This window comes from Listeria farberi (assembly GCF_014229295.1).
GTDB lineage: Bacteria > Bacillota > Bacilli > Lactobacillales > Listeriaceae > Listeria > Listeria farberi.
On sequence record NZ_JAARZL010000001.1, the window covers coordinates 867,667 to 887,658 of the forward strand.

Sequence of the window (19,992 nt, forward strand, 5' to 3'; positions counted from 1 at the left end):
TATGTAACGCATAGAGGCTTAAAATTTGGTAGAATATAGACTAGTATTAAATTATAAGGGAGGGTAAAGAAACTGGGGGTTATTTAAAAAAGGACAATTTTTAAGGAGCCACTGAAAAAGTTGTCTGAATTTAAAATCCAGCTTGATGTATGCATTATCTAAAGCAAGTCTACTATAAATAGATTGGTTTTAAAGATATTAAATAATTTATACTATCTAAAAAAATAGTATACGAAAGAGTGGTTGATTAGAATAAAAATAAAAAAGTTAATTTGTAAGTTGTTACTTATTATGCTTTTAGGGACAGTACTATTTCCCACTGTAAAAGCATACGCAGCCTCAGAATCCTTATATTATTATGCAATTAATGATATAAACTTACGCTCTCAAAGGGACTTTTCAAGTAGTGTGGTTACAACCATACCTAAAAATGAAGAAGTGAAAGTAAAGCCTCGCTCTGAAGACAATAATGGATGGGTTGAAATTTCTTATAAAAGTTATACTGGCTACATGAAAATTAATTATTTAACCATGTTAAATCCATTACGTAGCTACGGAGAATATTATGCACCAAGTATGATAAACCTCCGTGTAGACCGGAGTTTTGATTCTGCAACCTTACTTGTAATTCCTACGAATGAAAAGTTTTATGTGGAAGATAATTCTAAAGATAGCGATGGTTGGGTGCGAATTGTTTATGAAGGAAACGTTGGTTATATGAAAGAAGGTTATCTTTCTGTAACTAATCCAACATTGGACTATATTAAGTATTATGCCCCGGGCGCAATCAACGTGAGAGAATCACGCACATTTGATTCTTCGGTCGTAACGACAATACCAGTAAATCAACAGTTTTATATGGAACAAGGCTCCGTTGATTCAAGTGGTTGGGCAAAAATTTTGTATCAAGGTAAAGTTGGATATATGAAGACGAATTATTTTTCTCTGACAGATCCAACAAAAACATATGGTACTTACTATGCACCGAATCTTGTAAACCTTCGTGCAGGTAGAAGCTTTGATACGGCTATAGTAACTTCCATTCCGCAGAACCAAGAAATGTATGTAGAAGATGGTTCGATGGATAATAACGGTTGGGTAAAAATAATCACAAATACTGGTGAAACTGGATTTATGAGAGAGTCATATTTATCTACTTATGATCCGACAAAAATCTATTTTGAAAACTATGCTATTAGTGATTTAAATATCCGTAGTAGCCGTAGTTACGATTCTGAGATAATTGTTCAAGCGCCTAAAAATGCTAAAGTTTATGTAGAACAGAATTCGACTGATGCAAACGGTTGGATGAAAGTAGCATATAATGGTAGAGTGGGCTATATGAAATCTGCCTATATTACTGCTAAAACGCCCAATGCTAAATATAGTGTTAAATATGCTACTGGAAATATAAACTTAAGACAAGCACGTACTTATGATAGTACAACTGTTACCGTAATTCCAGAAAGCGCTAAAGTAGAGATGGAAGTAGGTAGTATTGATAACAATAATTGGGCTAAATTTGTTTATGGTAACTCTGTTGGGTACATGAACATTGGGTACTTTAGCGATACGCCATATCAACCAATTAAGAAGACATACAAACAAACGAACTATCCTATTACATTTGCAACTGCTTTATCAAAAATTATGGCAGACGTTCCACAAACGGATAAAAAGCCGGCTAACTCTTATATTAATGCAGAAGCAATTAAAAAAACTACAGGCACAAATAAAGGTGTTGCTATCGATGCTACTGGACAAGTTAGAAGTACTGCTAGTAAAACTGGTTTTGTGCAAGGAAAGCTGAAAAGTGGAGAAGAAATTACTATTTTAAGTACTGTAACAGCAGCAGATGGAAGTAAATGGTATAAGTTTACATTTAACCGTCAATGGTTTAATGCAACACAAGTTGATACTTCCTATTATTTAAATCCAAGTAATTTTGAAAAGAATACAGCAGCATATTTACAATTTTTAGTGCTGTCTAAACCAGCGAACGTCGATATAAATGAAGTAAATAAAAATATTCTCGCTGGAAAGGGAATATTGGCAAATAAAGCAAGTAGCTTCAATAAAGCAGCACAAACTTCCAATATTAATGAGATTTATTTAATATCCCACTCTATTTTGGAAACTGGTAATGGTTCATCTAAGCTTGCTAATGGAATTACTGTTAGTGTAGTAGGTGGTAAGCCAGTTACACCGAAAAAAGTTTATAACATGTATGGGATTGGAGCTATCGATAGTGATCCTTTACGAGGTGGGTCTGAATACGCTTATAAACAAGGATGGGATACTCCTGAAAAAGCTATCATTGGCGGTGCTGATTTTGTCGCAAAAAATTATATTGCCAAAGGTCAAGATACACTGTATAAAATGAGATACAATCCTGCTAATCCAGGAAGTCACATGTATGCAACAGATATTGGATGGGCTTATAAACAAACATCAGGTATGCAAAAACTATACAACCAGTTGTCGAGTTACAATCAAGAGTTTGATATTCCGAAATATAAATAAATAAATTTAAAGCGAGTCTTTACGTCTTTTGCGTAGGGACTCGCTTTAAATTGTCATTGCGTAACTATCTTTTTTTTGCTATATTTAACAATAGTAATGTTTTATATAGGGAGTGGAGAAGAAGCGTGTTAAATAAAAAAAGAGTTGTAGTTGGAGTCTTGTTATTACTACTCAGTTTGCTTACTATTAGCTACTACTCAGAATCTTTTAAACTAACTTTAACTTGGTTATTGTTCGTAGTAGTATTAACAGTTCTTTATTTTAGACAAGTAAGGAATATTCACCTTCAATGGTCAATATTGATTACATCATTAGTAGTTAGTTTGTTTTGGATGGCTTCATCATATAATGGTGGACCATACGGCGGGAATTTTATTTTTTATAGTATTATTTTATTAGGAACATTTTTTGTGATTGCTGCATTTGTTTTCCTTTTACTACTTGAAATGAAAACAGAATACAAAGTAAGACAAGAACGGAAACCAAAATGGACACTATTTGTCCTGTTCTCAAGTATTCCTTTTGTAGTCTGGATGATGTCATTCCTAGCTTATTATCCAGCAAAAATGACTTTTGATTCTTATTTCCAATGGGGGATGGCTCATGGAATTCGGCAATATAGTCAGTGGCATCCGCTTTTACATACCTTGTGGATAGAAACAACAAGTGCTATTTATAATTCGCCAGCCAGTTATATTTTCTCTCAAATCATCGTTGGTTCATTAATTGTAGGTTTTGCAATTTATACACTTGTAAAAATGGGGGCAAATATTTGGATCGGTGTTTGTATTTCTATCGGTTATGCTTTATATCCTGTAGCAATGATTTATTCTGCTACAGCATGGAAAGATTTCCCATTTGCTGCTTTTATTCTGCTTTTCACAGTGCTGATACTCAAAATAGTGCAGTCTAACGGTTTATGGTTAAAAAATTGGTGGCATTTTGCTGCTTTCGTTTTAGTTGCTTTTGTTTGCATAAACTTACGAAACAATGGAATTATGATAATAATTGTCTCGTTATTATGCTTACTTATTTTTATGAAGAATTATCGTCTAATTATAACCGGAGTAATTGTTGGTACTCTGGGATTGAACTTTTTATTTGGTCTTGTTATGACAAATGTCCTTCATGCCCAGCCCAATCCTTTAAACCAAGCATTAGCTATTCCTTCACAACAAATTGGAGCTACTTTTTATAACAATGGTAATTTTACACCAGAATTAAAAGAGTATTTTACTTCCATCTTGCCCGAAGAAAACTGGAAAAAAGATTACAACCCATATACGGTAGATCCAATTAAACATGATGCTGAGTATAATTCATCTGTTATTGAGGATGATTTTGGACTATATATTAAGAACTGGTTTAAACTTTTGACATCCAATTTTGGAACTTACGTCGAAGCTTATTTAAATCAAGTCGCAGTTATTTGGCAGTTTTATTCTCCAGAAGATTATAAAGTATACTTTGATACACCAGCAGATATTCAAGAAATGAGATACGATGTCAAAGCTTTCGCGAAATTTTTCCCAGACGGTTTATCGGAAGAAGAGATAAACAAATTAGGTTATCAGGGCTATCAAGTAGAATATAAGAACGCGACCGGAAAAGAAGCTGTAAGTTACAGTGAATACAAGGAAAGAATTAAGGATTCTACAAATCCACTAATTTCCATATCTAAAGCACCTGGTATAAAGAAAATGACTGATAACATTTTTGTGAAAACAACAGAAGAATGGCAAAATTATCTATTAAAGGGAGCAATTCCATTAGTCTTACTTGTTATTGCGATTGCAGCTGTATGTATGCAGCGTCCGAAAAAGAAATTGCTTATATTTGCTCCGGTAGTGATGGCTATTATAACAATAGCGATTGCTATGCCGGCGACGGATTTTAGATATTGTTATAGCTTCGTCTTTACTGTACCGATAGTCTTTTTCGCAACTAAATTAAAAAATTATAAAGAAAATCAAATTTAAGGAGAGAATCATGGGAATTCTAAATGAAAAAGTAGCTGTACTCTTACCTTGCTATAACGAGGAGCTTACAATAGGCAAGGTAATTGATGATTTTAAGAAAGAGTTACCAAATGCAGATATTTACGTGTATGATAACAATTCTAAAGATAAAACTTTTGAAATAGCAAAAGAGCATGGCGCAATCGTTCGTAAAGAAATGCGCCAAGGTAAAGGAAATGTAGTTCGTTCGATGTTTGCGGATATTGATGCGGATTATTATCTAATGGTGGACGGGGATGATACGTATCCTGCAGAGTACTGCCATGAAATTCTAGAGGTTCTTCGTAACAAAGAAGCGAATATGGTCATTGGTGACCGTTTAAGTAATGGGACTTATACAGAAGAAAATAAAAGAAATTTCCATGACTTTGGTAATTCACTAGTGCGTAATACAATTAATCGTATTTTTAAAAGTAATTTAAGAGATATAATGACAGGTTATCGTGGGTTTGATCGTTATTTTGTTAAGACAATGCCTGTTTTAAGTCCTGGTTTTGAAATTGAAACTGAAATGAGTATCCACGCGCTAGAAAATCGTTTTCTAGTGAAAGAAATTGAAATTGATTATCGTGATCGTCCAGAAGGTAGTGAATCTAAATTAAATACTTTTTCAGATGGTTTCAAAGTAATTATGACTATTGTAAGATTATTTAAAAATAGTCGTCCATTCTTATTTTTCAATTTGCTAGCGTCTTTATTTGTTCTTGTAGGAATTCTTGTTGGCTTGCCAGTTATAATACAATTCGCTCAAATTGGCTTAGTTCTTAAATTCCCAAGTGCATTACTTGCAACAGGTTTAATTTTAATGGGAATATTGTTCTTCATTTGTGGTTTGATTCTTGATACGATAGCGCATAGAAACAGACAAGTCTACTTTTTAGAGCTTGTTAAATATCGTGAAAGAAATCCGTTAAACTAATATAATTAGATAAAAAACGCATGGCTTCTGTAAAAGCCATGCGTTTTTATTATTTATTTTTATCTTTTGCGTGAAGTTTAAGATAAAGCTCATCTACTAAATTAGCAACATCATCTTTTATTTCAGGATGTTTTAAAGCAAATTGCATTGTGGTTTTGATAAAACCAAATTTATCTCCAACATCATAACGCTCTCCTTCAAAATCATAAGCAAAAACTCGTTGGATTTCATTTAGGCTATTAATAGCATCAGTAAGTTGAACTTCACCACCAGCTCCAGGTTTTTGTGTTTCAAGGAAATCAAAAATTTGTGGAGTTAATAAATATCTTCCTAAAATAGCAAGATTAGATGGTGCTTCTTTAGGATTAGGTTTTTCTACGAAACCATTAACATTATATAGGTTTTTGCTGTATTCATCAATTGGATCAATAATACCATAACGGTAAGTTTCTTCGTGAGGTACAGTCTGAACGCCAATAATGGAACTGTGTGTTTTTTCATATTGTTGGATTAATTGTTTAGCACATGGTGTTTTAGCTTGAACAATATCATCACCTAGCATGACGATAAACGGTTCATTACCAACAAATCCTCTTGCTTGAAGAATAGCATCTCCAAGACCTTTAGGCTTAGACTGACGGATAAAGTGAAGATTGATATTTGTTGTTTCTTCAATTAGATGAAGTAATTCTAATTTATTTTTCTCACGTAAATTAAGCTCAAGTTCAGGGACAGAATCGAAGTGGTCTTCAATAGCTCTTTTTCCTTTCCCTGTTACGATTAAAATGTCTTCAATACCAGATTCAACCGCTTCTTCTACTATATATTGAATAGTTGGCTTATCCACGATTGGTAATATTTCTTTAGGCATAGCTTTTGTGGCAGGAAGAAACCTAGTACCTAACCCCGCTGCTGGAATGACTGCTTTTTTTACTTTCATATGTACGCTCCTTTAAAATATATTGCTATAATAATGTTCATTATACGCCATTCATTGATCTTAATTCAAGCTGGACATTAAAAGGGGAGATTTTACTGTGTAATCTTGACATTTATGAGCAATTGTAATAGATTGAAGAAAGTAAATAAATAAAAAGTATAAAGGGAGATTAAGAATGCTCTATGAGATTATAAGAGAATCAAAATTAGCAGAACCTAAAGTATCTGCTATCGTTCCAGTCTACAATGTAATTAATTATATTGATGAAACTATTGAATCGTTATTAAACCAGACACTAAAAGACATTGAAATTATTTTAGTAGATGATGGGTCTTCAGATGGAAGCTTCGAAAAAATTGTGGATTACGGTGACCGTTTTGATAACATTTGCGTAGCTAAAGAACCTAATGCTGGTCCAGGCATGGCACGTAACAATGGTTTAAGCATTGCTAAAGGCAAATATATTAGTTTTGTGGACTCTGATGACATCCTCCCAGAAAGAGCGTTAGAAATCATGTACGAGGCTGCTGAGAAAGAGCAAGTAGGAGTAGTCACGGGGATTTCTGTTAGTTTTAATAGTAATCGTTCATGGTTTATTGGCGGGCACTATAACAAAGGCGTTTTTAAAAGCGGACGTAAAACACTTATTCAAAATCCGGAAATGCTTTATACATTAGGGCCTTGTAATAAACTGTACCTTCGTGAAGTAGTACAAGATATTCGTTTTCCAGATTCAATCAAGGTGGCAGAAGATCATCCTTTTGTAATTGAAGCTTATTTAAAAGCTAAAAGTATTTATACCGTAGATGAAATTATTTATAACTATCGTGCGCGAGAAGATGAAGGAGATATTTCTTTATCACAAATAGTTACTTCGAATCCATATGTAAGTTTTAAAGATATTATTGCAAGTATAAAACTATCTGATGCTCTTTTGAAAGAGTATGTGACTAACCCAGTTGCACTTCAAAAAATCAGAGTGGACTATCATGACCGAATTATTGCAACGGATATTTGGCCTGCATATAAAGGTATTCTTTTGAACGGGGATGCGGAAACACAAATCAAAATGTTTGATGCTTTCCGTGCATTAATAGATTCAATGGATTTCCATTTGTTTAATAATCTAGGTGTTTTCCAAAGACTATTAACATTTGAAACTATTAATCGTTATACATTCATTAAAGAAAAAGCACGTCCCAGTTACTTAAGAGCGTTGAGATTAGCTTATGAAAAATTGGATCCAGGTTCGTTGAATAAATTATTGTCCTCCGATTTTCCAAAAGAAGTTCGTGCTGGTGAAAAAGCAGCCAAACGAAATTCAGTAAAACCTATTTATAATCGTCTTGTAGCACGTAAGCTAAAATCTACTATTTCGACTGGATTTGAAAAAGTAGTTGTTGGAAATTGGAAAAAACTAGTTGGATTATCTCGCAATTTTTATGCACGGAGAATTGCTTTTCCATTTTATAAATTAGCGAAAAAAGAACGTAAAATAATCTTTTTAACGAATAAGCATGATGTGTTGGCTGATTCATTTAAAGCAGTTTATGATGAAATTATTTTACAAAAGCCAGATTATAAAGTAGTAGGTTATTTGAAGCAACCGCAAAGAACTATTTTAGAACTTTTAAAAATGTATAAGGATATTGCAACTGCTGAGTATATCTTTTTAGATGATTATTATCGCCAAATTTATGGCTTAACTCTTCGTAAAGATTCTGAAGTTATTCAACTTTGGCATGCAGCTGGAGCATTTAAAAAGTTCGGTTTTAGTTCAATCGGTTATGCAGATAGTAATACAGAGAGCTTTGAACGAGATGCACATAAAAACTATTCAAAAGTAGTAGTTTCTTCCAGTGAAATTGTGCCATTTTATGCAGAAGCGTTTGATGTGGATGAAAAAAATGTATTGCCACTTGGCGTACCGCGTACTGATCGCTTTTTCAATGATGAATACAAAGCTTATATTAAAAACGTTTTTGAAGGAAAATATCCTGCTTTAAAAAATAAAAAAGTCATTACTTATGCGCCTACTTTCCGCGGGGGTCCTGGTGAACGCCAACAATTTGTTATGAATTTAAATATTCGTCGTTTAGCAGAACAACTAGGGGATGAGTATGTACTTGTTTTGAAAATGCATCCTTCTGTAGTTCGAGGCGTTGGTATTCCATTTGATTTACAAGAGTTTGCATTTAACATGAGTAATGAAGATATTAATGATGTCTTGATTAATACCGACATTTTAATTACTGATTATTCTTCAGTAGTGTTTGATTTCTCTATTATGGAAAAACCAGTGCTCTTTTATGCATACGATTTGGAGGGGTATTTAGGAGAACGTAATTTCTATTATAATTATGAAGAATTTGTTCCTGGTCCAATAGTACGTACAAATGAAGAAGTTATTGGAGCAATCAAAGCAAACGATTTTGACTTAGAAAAAGTCCGTGTGTTTAAAGAAAGATTTTTCGACGATTTAGACGGCAACTCTGCTAAACGAATTGTGAAAGAACTTATTAAGTAAGATTTACTTTTTGAAATATGATATAATTAACAATGTCAAAAAAACAGTTAAAGGAGATTAGAGGATGATATACGCTCAAATTTTAGCTGGAGGAAAAGGTACGCGAATGGGTAACGTTAGCATGCCGAAACAATTTCTACCTCTAAATGGTAAACCAATCATTGTTCATACAGTAGAAAAATTTATTTTAAATACACGATTTGATAAAATTCTTATTTCCTCACCAAAAGAATGGATGAACCATGCTGAGGATAATATTAAAAAGTATATTTCAGATGATCGAATTGTCGTCATTGAAGGCGGAGAAGACCGTAATGAAACAATTATGAACGGAATTCGTTATGTCGAAAAAACATTCGGTTTAAACGATGAAGATATTATCGTAACACATGATGCTGTACGTCCATTTTTAACGCACCGAATTATTGAAGAAAACATTGATGCTGCGATTGAAACCGGCGCTGTAGATACTGTTATTGAAGCACTTGATACAATCGTTGAATCAAGTAATCATGAGTTTATTACAGATATTCCTGTCAGAGATCAAATGTATCAAGGGCAAACACCACAAAGTTTCAATATGAAAAAAGTGTATAATCATTATCAAAACTTAAGCGCAGAGAAAAAACAAATTTTAACAGACGCATGTAAAATTTGTTTGCTTGCTGGCGATCAGGTGAAGCTTGTTAAAGGCGAGATATTCAATATAAAAATTACAACTCCATATGATTTGAAAGTAGCGAATGCGATTATTCAGGAGCGGATAGCCAATGATTAATCAAGTATATAGACTTGTGTCAGAGAGACAGTTTGAAGTTGCCAATGTGGACGAATCTTTAGCTGGTGATGTGGTCGTTGTTAGACCTACTCATTTATCTATTTGTGCGGCAGACCAACGCTACTATACAGGTTCTAGAGGAAAAGAAATGCTTTCTAAAAAACTTCCAATGGCACTTATTCACGAAGGTGTTGGAGAAGTCGTTTATGATGCAACAAAAGAGTTTAAACCTGGAACAAAAGTTGTCATGATTCCGAATACACCATTTGAGAATGATCCAGTCATTGCGGAGAACTATTTACGTTCAAGTAAATTCCGTTCTAGTGGTTATGATGGTTTAATGCAAGATTATGTTTTTATGCGTCGTGACCGGGTGGTTGCGCTACCTGATGACATCAATATGAAAGTAGCGGCGTTTTCTGAGCTTATTTCTGTTGCTGTACATGCGATTTTACGCTTTGAAGGAAAAAGTAATGCTAACCGCGCAAGCTTTGGCGTATGGGGTGATGGAAACTTAGGCTTTATCACTTCCTTATTATTAAAAAATTGGTATCCAGAAAGTAAAGTTTACATTTTTGGAAAAACACCATATAAATTAGACTTCTTTTCTTTTGTAGATGGTGCATATACGATTGATGATGTGCCAGCTGATTTAGTTATTGATCAAGCTTTTGAATGTGCTGGTGGCATGGGAAGCCAGTATGCAGTCAGTCAGATTATTGATGTAATTAAACCAGAAGGAACTATCTCATTACTAGGTGTTTCTGAGTATCCTATTGAATTTAATTCACGTATGGTACTTGAAAAAGGGCTTACAGTTTACGGAAGTAGCCGTAGCGGCCGGATTGACTTTGAAAAAACAGTAGAATTTCTATCTACGAATAAACGCGGAGTAGAATATTTACAAAATCTTGTTGGTGAAGTGCACACGGTACATTCGATTCAAGATGTTATTGAAGTATTTGAAGCTGACTTACGTAGTCCATGGGGCAAAAGCGTTATGGAGTGGAAGATATAATAAAACATTGGGGAGTTTAGGCTATACGCTTATGAATTTGTTTACTAAAGTATATTTAGGAAGCAAGGCAGTCGAGATGAAATTCGGCATTCATAGGCGCGAGGCCTTTACTTCCCAGTTTTATATGGAGAGGGAAAAAGAATGAAATTTGCGATTATAATTCCTTTTTACAATGCTGAAAAAAGGTTGGCTTTATCGATAGATAGTATAATTAAGCAGACTTACAGCTTTTTGGAGCATGTGGAAGTGCTGCTTATTAATGATGGAAGCACGGACCGTAGTAGTGCGATTGCTCATAGCTATGCCGAAAAATATCCGAGTAATATTCGCGTTTTTGATGTCCCGAATGGTGGACCTTCTAAGGCGAGAAATATTGGAATACATAATGTACAAGAAAACACTGACTTTGTAGGATTTTTAGATGCAGATGATCTGTTATCGCGAAATTTGCTTTTTAGTATGGTGAACTTTCTAGAAAATTCAGCTGTTAATATGCTTGTCCCAGCTTTTTATTATTTAGATGATTTTGGAAAAAAACAAAAAATTTCTCCACATAAATTAAATGACCGTTTCACAAATGGAAATCGAGTTGTAGCGATTGAAAACGAACCGCAAGCAATTCATTTTTACATTGGCGGTACTTTTTTTCGTTTTGAAAGTTTGCAGGGGATTGCCTTTGATGAAACGCTTAAATTTGCGGAAGATCAGCTTTTAATTACAAAATTTTTGCTTAAAAATAGAAGTTATGGATTAATTGCCGATGCCGGTTACTATTACTATCGTGATTTAAAGCAAAAAGGTTCTTTAGTAAGTTCAGCTTGGAAACAACCGGAAAGATATACGCCATTCTTACAAAAGGTGTACCAAACTTATTTAACAAACTCTAAAGAAATTTTTGGCGAAGTGATTCCATATGTGCAGTATCTAATCGCGTATCATGCCAAGTTGTTTTTTTATAAAGAGAACATTTATTTTAAAGAAGTATTAAATGAGCAGGAACAAGAAATCTTTGTGCGCGAACTACAGAAAATATTACAAGAAGTTGGTCCGGAGATGATTTTAGCTCTGGATACACCGCTTGTCGTAAAAGAAATGATGCTTTCTATTTTGCACAATGGCTGGCCAGTACGGTTTAAGACGGACGAACTAGAAGAAATTCCGCTTATCACAGTAAAAGAAAATTACCGTCCTGGAAAAGCTGTAACGGTGGAGCTATTGCTAGAAGAGGCGCGGGAAACGTTACCAGAGGGCGGAAAATTCATTGCTAGTACATCTGTAGGTACGGCACAAACAAAAGTGATAAAACGAAAAACAGCCCAAATGATTTGGGATATTGTTGTTCGCGAAAAAGGCACACTTGAAAAAGTGGTGACACGGTTAAAACCTTATCAATTGAAAGTCCAAGTGTTTTACCAAGATAAAAACCAAAAAATAACAATGACAGATTTAAATGTCATCAGTAGTGTGTTAGGAAAAATAAAAAGAAATAAAGCTTTAAAGCGAAAGTTTAAACAGGGGGGAGTATCCTGATGAAGTTTGTACAAAAAATATATTATTTCCTATTTAAGCTAGTAGGATTTTTACCTCGAAGAAAAGAGTTAGTGATGTTTGAAAGCTTTTCAGGGAAGCAATATAGTTGTAATCCACGTGCTATTTTTGAATATATGGAAGAGCATAATCCAGAATACGAGTTGTTGTGGAGTGTAAATCCGAAGTATGTTGATTTATTTGAAGCGCACGGAGTACCGTATGTTAAGCGTTTTTCTGTTAATTGGTTGTTTAAAATGGGCTTAGCTAAATATTGGATTTCTAATAGTAGACTGCCGCTTGAGCTACCAAAACCAAAAGAAACTATTTATGTACAAACATGGCACGGAACGCCTTTGAAAAAACTAGGTGTCGACATCGATGAAGTACATATGCCTGGTCAAACAACCGAACAATACAAGGCTGATTTTGTGAAAGAGGCGCAGAAGTGGGATTATTTAATTTCACCTAATGCGTATTCTAGTACGATTTTTAGACGCGCATTTGGTTTCACTGGAGAAATGATTGAGTCTGGCTATCCGCGAAATGATATTTTATTTAGCGCGGATAAAGAGTTGAAAATAGCTAATATCAAAATGGCGTTAAATATTCCAGAAGACAAGAAGGTTATTTTATATGCTCCAACTTGGCGTGATAATGATTTTTACGAAATCGGAAAATATAAGTTTGATTTAAAGATTGATATTGCCAAAATGCAAGAAAAATTCGGTGATGAAGTCGTTCTGTTAGTTCGCATGCATTATCTCGTAGCCGAGCATTTTGATTTCACGCAGTATGGTGATTTTGTACGAGATGCTTCAAAACACGAAGATATTAGAGATTTGTATTTAGTGAGCGATTTATTAATTACCGATTATTCGTCTGTATTTTTTGATTATGCTAATTTAAAAAGACCAATGTTGTTCTATACGTATGATTTGGCTGAATATCGCGATACACTTAGAGGCTTTTACTTTGACTTTGAACAAAATGCCCCAGGACCACTTGTTGAAACGAATGAAGCTTTAATGGCAGAAATAGAAATCATGCTTGAAAATCCTCCTCAAATTGCAGATAGCTTTTTAGAACAATTCTGCACTTGGGAAGACGGACACGCAGCAGAGAAAACAGTGAAAAAAGTTTTTGCTGAAAAATAGGCGGTGGGAATATTGAAAAAAATAGCAATTTATATATTTATGCTTGCTGTTAAAATAACTGGATTCTTGGCGAGCCTTTTACCAGTTCAGCAAAAAGTTGTTTTTCTTATAAGCTTTGAAGAAAATCCCATTGCGATTATTAAGCAAATGAAACTGGCCAATGTCACCCCAAAGACAATCGTTTTCTATGATCCTAGAGTAGATGTATCCAAGTTATCTTTAGACTTTATAAAAGTTAAACCGAAAACATTGCAACAATTTATTCCATTAATGTTTCACCTCAATACGGCTAAAGTGGTTGTCACAGATAATTATTTTGTGGAATTAGCTGGCTTGAAACTTCGAAATGGCGTAAATTGTATCCAAGTTTGGCACGCAAACGGTGCGCTTAAGAAATTTGGATGGGAAGATAAAGCAGCGCAAAAAAGACCAGATGGAGATAAGAAAAGATTTCAAGAAGTATATAAACGTTTTACAAAGGTACTTGTTGGTTCTGATGAAATGGCAACAATTTTCCAAAAATCATTTTTGTTAGATGAATCGAACATATTGAAGCTTGGTGTTCCGCGTACAGATTATTTCTTCAAAGAAGCGCAGTTGCAAGAAAATTATCAGTGGTCATACGAGCATTTACATTTAACAAACAGAATAAAATTACTATATGCGCCGACTTTTCGGGATAATGAGTTAGGAAAGGCAAACTTACATTTAGACATTGCGGAAATGAAACAAGCCTTAGGAAATGAATATCAATTGATTTTGAAATTACATCCTTCTATTAGTAATGATTTAGAGAAATTAGACGATGATTTTGTTATTTATGTGGATAAAGAAACGCCGATTGAAACGTTACTACCAGTTGTGGATATTTTAATTACTGATTATTCTTCCATTCCGTTTGAGTTTGCTTTACTTCAAAAACCAATGATTTTCTTTACGTATGATTTAACGGAATATGATAATGCTAGAGGGCTCTCAGATGGATTTTTAGAAACCATTCCTGGGCCGCATGTTTTTACAACGACAGAGCTAATTGAAGTAATACAAACTAATACGTTTGATTTGGAAAAAGTTCGATTTTTTGCTGAGAAATGGAATAAATATTCGGATGGATTTTCAAGTGAGCGTTTTGTAACCTTTTTAAAAGAACAGCTTGAAAAGTAGCACTGCTAACAAGTAGAGAAATTTTTGTTTTCTTGATATACTACTAAAGAAAGTAGGTGGGCTGATGAAGAAAGTAATTACATATGGCACATTTGATTTAATTCACTGGGGGCATATTCGTTTATTAGAACGAGCAAAGGCTTTAGGTGATTACCTTATTGTAGCCATTTCAACCGATGAATTTAATCGAATCAAACACAAAGAAGCATACCATAACTTTGAACATCGCAAATTAATTTTAGAGGCAATCAGATATGTCGATGAAGTGATTCCAGAAAGTAACTGGGAGCAAAAATTAGAAGATGTAAAAAATCGTGATATTGATATTTTTGTGATGGGTGATGATTGGGAAGGCGAATTTGACTTCTTAAAACCTTATTGTGAAGTCGTTTATTTACCACGGACAGACGGTATTTCTACTTCCAAGATTAAAGATGATTTAAAATAGTCGTAGCACAAAACAGGCAGACCGGTAATGTTCAATTATTAGGTGGTAGGCTTGTTTTGTGCTATTATTATGTATAAATAATAACGCAAGGAACTAGTTATGATAGGAGCAGAAGAAATGACAAATTTATTTCAAGATGATAGTCTAACGCTGCATACAGACTTATATCAACTAAATATGATGAAAGCGTATTTTGACGATGGACTTCATGAGCGTAGATCGGTATTTGAAGTGTTTTTCCGAGATATGCCATTTGATTCGGGTTTTGTTGTGTTTGCTGGGCTAGAACGAATTATTCATTATATGCAAAATTTACGTTTTACAGAAACGGATATTGCTTATTTACACGATGAACTTGGTTTTGACGGACCTTTCCTCGAATATTTACGTAACTTTAAATTTAAAGGAAATATTCTTGCTGCAAAAGAAGGGGAGTTTGTTTTTAAAACCGAGCCAATCCTTCAAGTAGAAGCAAGCTTAGCAGAGGCACAATTAATCGAAACGGCTTTGCTTAATATTGTGAATTTCCAAACGCTAATCGCTACAAAAGCTGCGCGAATTCGTTCTGTTATAGACGACGAAACATTTGCCGAATTTGGTACAAGACGTGCACAAGAAATGGATGCGGCTATTTGGGGCACACGAGCGGCTTATATCGGCGGTTGTGATTCGACAAGTAATGTTCGCGCTGGGAAGATTTTCGGTATTCCTGTGTCTGGTACGATGGCACATGCGATGGTTCAAGCTTACCGTGACGAACTAGAAGCATTTAGAAGTTACGCAAAAACGCATTTTGATTCGATTTTCTTAGTAGATACATACGATACGCTAAAATCTGGTGTACCAAATGCGATTAAAGTGGCGAAAGAAATGGGCGACAAAATCAACTTTATCGGTATTCGCCTAGATAGTGGTGATATGGCTTTCCTATCTAAAAAAGCGCGCCAAATGTTGGATGAGGCTGGCTTTACAGAAGCGAAAATTTTTGCTTCAAGTGACTTAGACGAACATACTATTTTGTCCTTAAAAGCGCAAAAAGCGAAAATTGATTCTTGGGGTGTTGGCACAAAGCTAATCACGGCTTACGACCAACCAGCTCTTGGGGCCGTATACAAAATGGCTGCCATTGCTGATGAAAATGATATTTTACAAGATTCGATTAAACTTTCTAGTAACACCGAAAAAGTTTCAACTCCTGGTAAAAAGAAAGTCTACCGAATTATTACAAATGAAGATGGGTTGAAAGCAGAAGGTGATTATATTGCTTTAGCGGACGAATCACTTGATAATGTCGCGAAACTAACGATGTTCCACCCAGTTCATACGTATATTATGAAAACAGTCGAGAATTTCACCGCCCGTGAGCTACTTGTACCCATTTTCCAAAATGGAGAACTTGTGTATGATATGCCAACTTTAGATGAAATTAAAGCATATAAAGAAGAGAACTTGGCGCTGCTTTGGGACGAGTATAAACGAACAGTTCGTCCGGAGCAATACCCAGTTGATTTAAGCGTTAAATGTTGGAAAAATAAGATGCGCAATATCGAAAAAGTACGTAAAAGTGTCCAACTTCATTCACCAGTTGAACTAGATATGCCGTTTTAGGAGGAATTATAATGGAAATCAGAGAAAGAATTTTAGCAGATATGCAGGTGGCAGAAACGATTGATGCACACGAAGAAATCCGGAAAAGTGTCGAGTTTTTAAAAGCATATTTAAAAAAGAATACGTTCTTAAAAAGCTTTGTTCTTGGGATTTCTGGTGGGCAAGATTCGACTTTAACAGGAAAACTAGCACAGATGGCGATAAGCGAATTACGAGCGGAAACGGGAGACGATGAGTATCAATTTTTCGCGGTGAGCTTACCATACGGAACACAACTAGATGAATCGGACCGTCAAGATGCACTTGATTTTATGGAACCAGATAATCGTTTAACCGTGAACATTAAAGCTTCGGTCGATGCGAGTGTTGCGGCGCTTGCGGAAGCTGGAGTTGAACTATCCGATTTCGCGAAAGGTAATGAAAAAGCGCGCGAACGGATGAAAGTACAATATGCGATTGCTGCGATGCATAAAGGCGTCGTTGTTGGAACCGATCACTCCGCGGAAGCTGTTACTGGTTTTTATACGAAATACGGCGACGGGGGAACGGATATTAACCCACTGTTCCGCTTGAATAAAAGACAAGGCAAGGCGCTTCTTAAAGAGCTTGGCTGCCCAGAACATCTATATTTGAAAAAACCGACAGCGGATTTAGAAGATAATAAACCGGCACTTCCTGATGAGGTCGCGCTTGGTGTGACTTATGACCAAATTGACGATTACTTGGAAGGTAAAGAAGTTCCAGCAGATGCTGCGGCGAAAATTGAGAATTGGTTTATTAAAACCGAACATAAACGCCATATGGCAATTACTATATTTGACGATTTCTGGAAATAGGGGGCTGTTTAAATGAAAGTTGGTTATGGTTTATTAACTGCATTTTATACACATCCAGGAGAAAAAGATAATTTAGTTGAAATTTTGCTTGAAGCGGCTGAAGGATTGGATGATTACAACACGTGTATTCAGTATATTGTCAGCGAATCTGAAACCGAGCCAGACACGGTGTTTGTTTCTGAAATTTGGGTTGATAAAGGGCACCACGCAGCATCTCTTGATAACCCAGCTGTAAAAGAAATGATTACACGCGCCAAACCGATGATAAAAGAAATAAAACGAATACAAGAATTAGACATACTCGGTGGAAAAGGCATATAGATGATAAAACATGAATGATTCTAGGACTCTCCTGGAATCATTTTTTTGGAGGGATGAAAAATGCAAACGTTGATGATTGTTTGTGCTGGCGGCGCAACGTCGAGTTTAATGGCACAAAATGTCGTGAAAAGTGCGACGTCAGAAGGAATGGACGCTGTGTTACTATTTCCAGATGATGTGAAATACAAAGATAGTTTTCGCGAAAAATACAGCGAGCGGGATTTGGTTGTTGTGATGGGCCCAGTCGGCGCGATTACAGCCGGGAAATTTCGTGATTATAAAGAGCAAGTCGATGCCGTTTTAGTAGCACCACAAGTGAAATATATGTACAAAACAGTGGAGGAAGTATTAGGTGAACTAAATATTCCTTGCGCTAATATTGATTCACTTGATTTCGGTCGGATGCGCGGGGATAAGATTCTCACACAAGGTCTAGCCTTAATGAACGCGAAAAATTCCAAATAAGGTGTTGCAACTTTAGAGGGGAAACGTTAAAATGAAAGAAGATGAAAAGGACAAGTGATTTGTCCTTTTCTTATATTATTGTGAAGTAACCGCGATTTTGCGGTTTCATTTTATAGATAAGGGTGGTTTTGTTTAAAATTATGAAAGACTTTACCGAGCAAGAGAAAATTATCGTTCTAGATTTTGGTAGTCAGTACAATCAACTAATTACGCGCCGCATTCGTGAATTCGGTGTGTACAGTGAATTACATCCGCATACTATTACAGTTGAAGAAATGAAAGCACTAAATCCAACGGGGATTATTTTTTCAGGAGGACCTAACAGTGTGTATGACGAAGATGCCTTCCGCGCTGACGAGAGAATCTTTGACATGGGAATTCCAATTTTAGGAATTTGTTACGGCATGCAATTAATGACAACGCACTTCGGTGGCAAAGTAGAACGTGCGAAAGACCGCGAATACGGGAAAGCGGACATTCACGTTGAAAACCCAAGCCGTTTATTTGCTAGCCTACCAACAGATCAAGTTGTTTGGATGAGTCATGGAGATTTAGTTGTTGAGGAACCAGCTGGATTTGAAGTAACAGCTACTAGTAAGTCTTGCCCAATTGCAGGTATTGCGGACGAAGATCGCTTGCTTTACGGCGTGCAATTCCACCCAGAAGTACGTCACTCAGCTTACGGTAACGAATTACTGAAGAATTTTGCATTAAACGTTTGTGGCTGTAAAGGCGACTGGACAATGGAAAACTTTAGTGAAGTTGAAATCGCTAAAATCCAAGAAATCGTAGGCGACAAAAAAGTCTTGCTTGCACTTTCTGGCGGCGTAGATTCCTCTGTTGTTGGTGTGTTAATTCATAAAGCAATTGGCGACCAATTAACATGTATTTTCGTCGATCACGGGCTTCTTCGTAAAGGGGAAGCTGACCAAGTAATGGCGACATTACAAGGCGAGTTCAACATGAACATCATCAAAGTAGATGCGAAAAAACGCTTCATGGACAAACTTGCAGGCGTTTCTGACCCAGAACAAAAACGTAAAATCATCGGTAACGAATTCATTTACGTATTCGACGATGAAGCCAACAAACTAGACGGCGTAGAATTCCTAGCACAAGGAACACTTTACACAGACATCATCGAAAGTGGAACAGCAACTGCCCAAACAATCAAGTCTCACCACAACGTAGGCGGCTTACCAGAAGATATGCAATTTAAACTAATCGAACCTTTAAATACACTTTTCAAAGATGAAGTTCGCGCACTAGGAACAGAACTTGGCATGCCTGACGCAATCGTTTGGCGCCAACCATTCCCAGGCCCAGGTTTAGGAATCCGCGTCCTTGGCGAAATTACGGAAGAGAAATTAGAGATTGTTCGTGATTCTGATTATATCTTGCGCGAAGAAATCAAAAACGCAGGTCTAGAACGCGAAATCTGGCAATACTTCACAGCACTTCCAAATATCCGTAGCGTTGGTGTTATGGGTGATGGTAGAACGTATGACCATACTGTGGTTGTTCGTGCGGTGACGAGTATTGATGGTATGACAGCCGATTGGGCACGTATTCCGTGGGATGTACTGGAGAAGATTTCGGTACGGATTGTGAATGAAGTGGATCACGTGAATCGTGTTGTTTATGATATTACGAGTAAACCACCAGCTACGGTTGAGTGGGAATAAGAAACAAAGCCCTAAAACCTCATCATTACTGAGGTTTTAGGGCTTTTTTCTGTGTTGA

16 protein-coding genes are annotated in these 19,992 nt (G+C 35.7%); 15 read left to right on the plus strand and 1 reads right to left on the minus strand.

Going from position 1 to position 19,992, the window contains the following annotated elements; genetic code table 11:
- Positions 1-291: 291 nt before the first annotated feature.
- The 3 genes from HCB38_RS04290 (at position 292) to HCB38_RS04300 (ending at position 5,460) form a co-directional block, all read left to right on the plus strand.
- Positions 292-2,523, plus strand: coding sequence for an SH3 domain-containing protein (locus HCB38_RS04290; protein ID WP_185637644.1), 2,232 nt, complete (start codon positions 292-294; stop codon positions 2,521-2,523).
- A 125-nt stretch (positions 2,524-2,648) separates the two neighbouring features.
- Positions 2,649-4,502, plus strand: coding sequence for a DUF6020 family protein (locus tag HCB38_RS04295; protein ID WP_185637646.1), 1,854 nt, complete (start codon positions 2,649-2,651; stop codon positions 4,500-4,502).
- A gap of 10 nt (positions 4,503-4,512) precedes the next feature.
- A complete protein-coding gene (locus HCB38_RS04300) occupies positions 4,513-5,460 on the plus strand; it encodes a glycosyltransferase family 2 protein (RefSeq protein WP_003771326.1) in 948 nt (315 codons plus the stop codon).
- Positions 5,461-5,509: 49 nt separating this feature from the next.
- Here HCB38_RS04300 and galU read toward each other — a convergent pair whose 3' ends face one another.
- The gene (gene galU, locus HCB38_RS04305) at positions 5,510-6,400 is read right to left on the minus strand and encodes a UTP--glucose-1-phosphate uridylyltransferase GalU (RefSeq protein WP_185318469.1); all 891 of its coding nucleotides are present in this window, start codon (positions 6,398-6,400) and stop codon (positions 5,510-5,512) included.
- Positions 6,401-6,575: 175 nt separating this feature from the next.
- Between galU and HCB38_RS04310 the strand changes: the two genes are divergently transcribed.
- The 12 genes from HCB38_RS04310 (at position 6,576) to guaA (ending at position 19,934) form a co-directional block, all read left to right on the plus strand.
- Positions 6,576-8,927 carry a bifunctional glycosyltransferase/CDP-glycerol:glycerophosphate glycerophosphotransferase gene (locus HCB38_RS04310; protein WP_185318470.1) on the plus strand — a complete coding sequence of 784 codons (2,352 nt, stop codon included), beginning with the start codon at positions 6,576-6,578 and terminating at the stop codon, positions 8,925-8,927.
- A gap of 64 nt (positions 8,928-8,991) precedes the next feature.
- Positions 8,992-9,705, plus strand: coding sequence for an IspD/TarI family cytidylyltransferase (locus tag HCB38_RS04315; protein ID WP_003766398.1), 714 nt, complete (start codon positions 8,992-8,994; stop codon positions 9,703-9,705).
- Positions 9,698-10,723, plus strand: coding sequence for a ribitol-5-phosphate dehydrogenase (locus HCB38_RS04320; RefSeq protein WP_185318471.1), 1,026 nt, complete (start codon positions 9,698-9,700; stop codon positions 10,721-10,723). Before HCB38_RS04315 ends, HCB38_RS04320 begins: the two co-directional genes overlap by 8 nt.
- 141 nt (positions 10,724-10,864) lie before the next feature.
- The gene (locus tag HCB38_RS04325; protein ID WP_185637648.1) at positions 10,865-12,253 is read left to right on the plus strand and encodes a glycosyltransferase family 2 protein; all 1,389 of its coding nucleotides are present in this window, start codon (positions 10,865-10,867) and stop codon (positions 12,251-12,253) included.
- The gene (locus tag HCB38_RS04330; RefSeq protein WP_185619000.1) at positions 12,253-13,407 is read left to right on the plus strand and encodes a CDP-glycerol glycerophosphotransferase family protein; all 1,155 of its coding nucleotides are present in this window, start codon (positions 12,253-12,255) and stop codon (positions 13,405-13,407) included. Before HCB38_RS04325 ends, HCB38_RS04330 begins: the two co-directional genes overlap by 1 nt.
- A 12-nt stretch (positions 13,408-13,419) precedes the next feature.
- On the plus strand, positions 13,420-14,571 hold the full coding sequence (locus HCB38_RS04335) for a CDP-glycerol glycerophosphotransferase family protein (protein WP_185637650.1): 1,152 nt from the start codon (positions 13,420-13,422) through the stop codon (positions 14,569-14,571).
- Positions 14,572-14,635: 64 nt separating this feature from the next.
- Entirely contained in the window at positions 14,636-15,019 is a 384-nt protein-coding gene (tagD, locus tag HCB38_RS04340) for a glycerol-3-phosphate cytidylyltransferase (protein ID WP_003724631.1), read from the plus strand.
- A 117-nt stretch (positions 15,020-15,136) separates the two neighbouring features.
- Positions 15,137-16,627 carry a nicotinate phosphoribosyltransferase gene (locus HCB38_RS04345; protein ID WP_185318475.1) on the plus strand — a complete coding sequence of 497 codons (1,491 nt, stop codon included), beginning with the start codon at positions 15,137-15,139 and terminating at the stop codon, positions 16,625-16,627.
- A gap of 11 nt (positions 16,628-16,638) precedes the next feature.
- Positions 16,639-17,463 carry an NAD(+) synthase gene (nadE, locus tag HCB38_RS04350; protein ID WP_185318476.1) on the plus strand — a complete coding sequence of 275 codons (825 nt, stop codon included), beginning with the start codon at positions 16,639-16,641 and terminating at the stop codon, positions 17,461-17,463.
- A 12-nt stretch (positions 17,464-17,475) separates the two neighbouring features.
- Entirely contained in the window at positions 17,476-17,784 is a 309-nt protein-coding gene (locus HCB38_RS04355; protein WP_185318477.1) for a putative quinol monooxygenase, read from the plus strand.
- Positions 17,785-17,844: 60 nt separating this feature from the next.
- Positions 17,845-18,249, plus strand: coding sequence for a PTS sugar transporter subunit IIB (locus HCB38_RS04360; RefSeq protein ID WP_045553399.1), 405 nt, complete (start codon positions 17,845-17,847; stop codon positions 18,247-18,249).
- Positions 18,250-18,377: 128 nt separating this feature from the next.
- Positions 18,378-19,934: a glutamine-hydrolyzing GMP synthase gene (guaA, locus tag HCB38_RS04365; RefSeq protein WP_185318478.1), complete on the plus strand. Its 1,557-nt coding sequence runs from the start codon at positions 18,378-18,380 to the stop codon at positions 19,932-19,934.
- The last annotated feature ends 58 nt before the right edge of the window (positions 19,935-19,992 follow it).

Coding starts and splice junctions, on each gene's coding strand:
- tagD (WP_003724631.1), top strand. CDS start 14,636: ATGAAGAAAGTAATTACATATGGCACATTTGATTTAATTCACTGGGGG.
- HCB38_RS04310 (WP_185318470.1), top strand. CDS start 6,576: ATGCTCTATGAGATTATAAGAGAATCAAAATTAGCAGAACCTAAAGTA.
- HCB38_RS04290 (WP_185637644.1), top strand. CDS start 292: ATGCTTTTAGGGACAGTACTATTTCCCACTGTAAAAGCATACGCAGCC.
- galU (WP_185318469.1), bottom strand. CDS start 6,400: ATGAAAGTAAAAAAAGCAGTCATTCCAGCAGCGGGGTTAGGTACTAGG.
- HCB38_RS04320 (WP_185318471.1), top strand. CDS start 9,698: ATGATTAATCAAGTATATAGACTTGTGTCAGAGAGACAGTTTGAAGTT.
- HCB38_RS04330 (WP_185619000.1), top strand. CDS start 12,253: ATGAAGTTTGTACAAAAAATATATTATTTCCTATTTAAGCTAGTAGGA.
- nadE (WP_185318476.1), top strand. CDS start 16,639: ATGGAAATCAGAGAAAGAATTTTAGCAGATATGCAGGTGGCAGAAACG.
- HCB38_RS04355 (WP_185318477.1), top strand. CDS start 17,476: ATGAAAGTTGGTTATGGTTTATTAACTGCATTTTATACACATCCAGGA.
- HCB38_RS04300 (WP_003771326.1), top strand. CDS start 4,513: ATGGGAATTCTAAATGAAAAAGTAGCTGTACTCTTACCTTGCTATAAC.
- HCB38_RS04345 (WP_185318475.1), top strand. CDS start 15,137: ATGACAAATTTATTTCAAGATGATAGTCTAACGCTGCATACAGACTTA.
- HCB38_RS04325 (WP_185637648.1), top strand. CDS start 10,865: ATGAAATTTGCGATTATAATTCCTTTTTACAATGCTGAAAAAAGGTTG.
- HCB38_RS04315 (WP_003766398.1), top strand. CDS start 8,992: ATGATATACGCTCAAATTTTAGCTGGAGGAAAAGGTACGCGAATGGGT.
- HCB38_RS04360 (WP_045553399.1), top strand. CDS start 17,845: ATGCAAACGTTGATGATTGTTTGTGCTGGCGGCGCAACGTCGAGTTTA.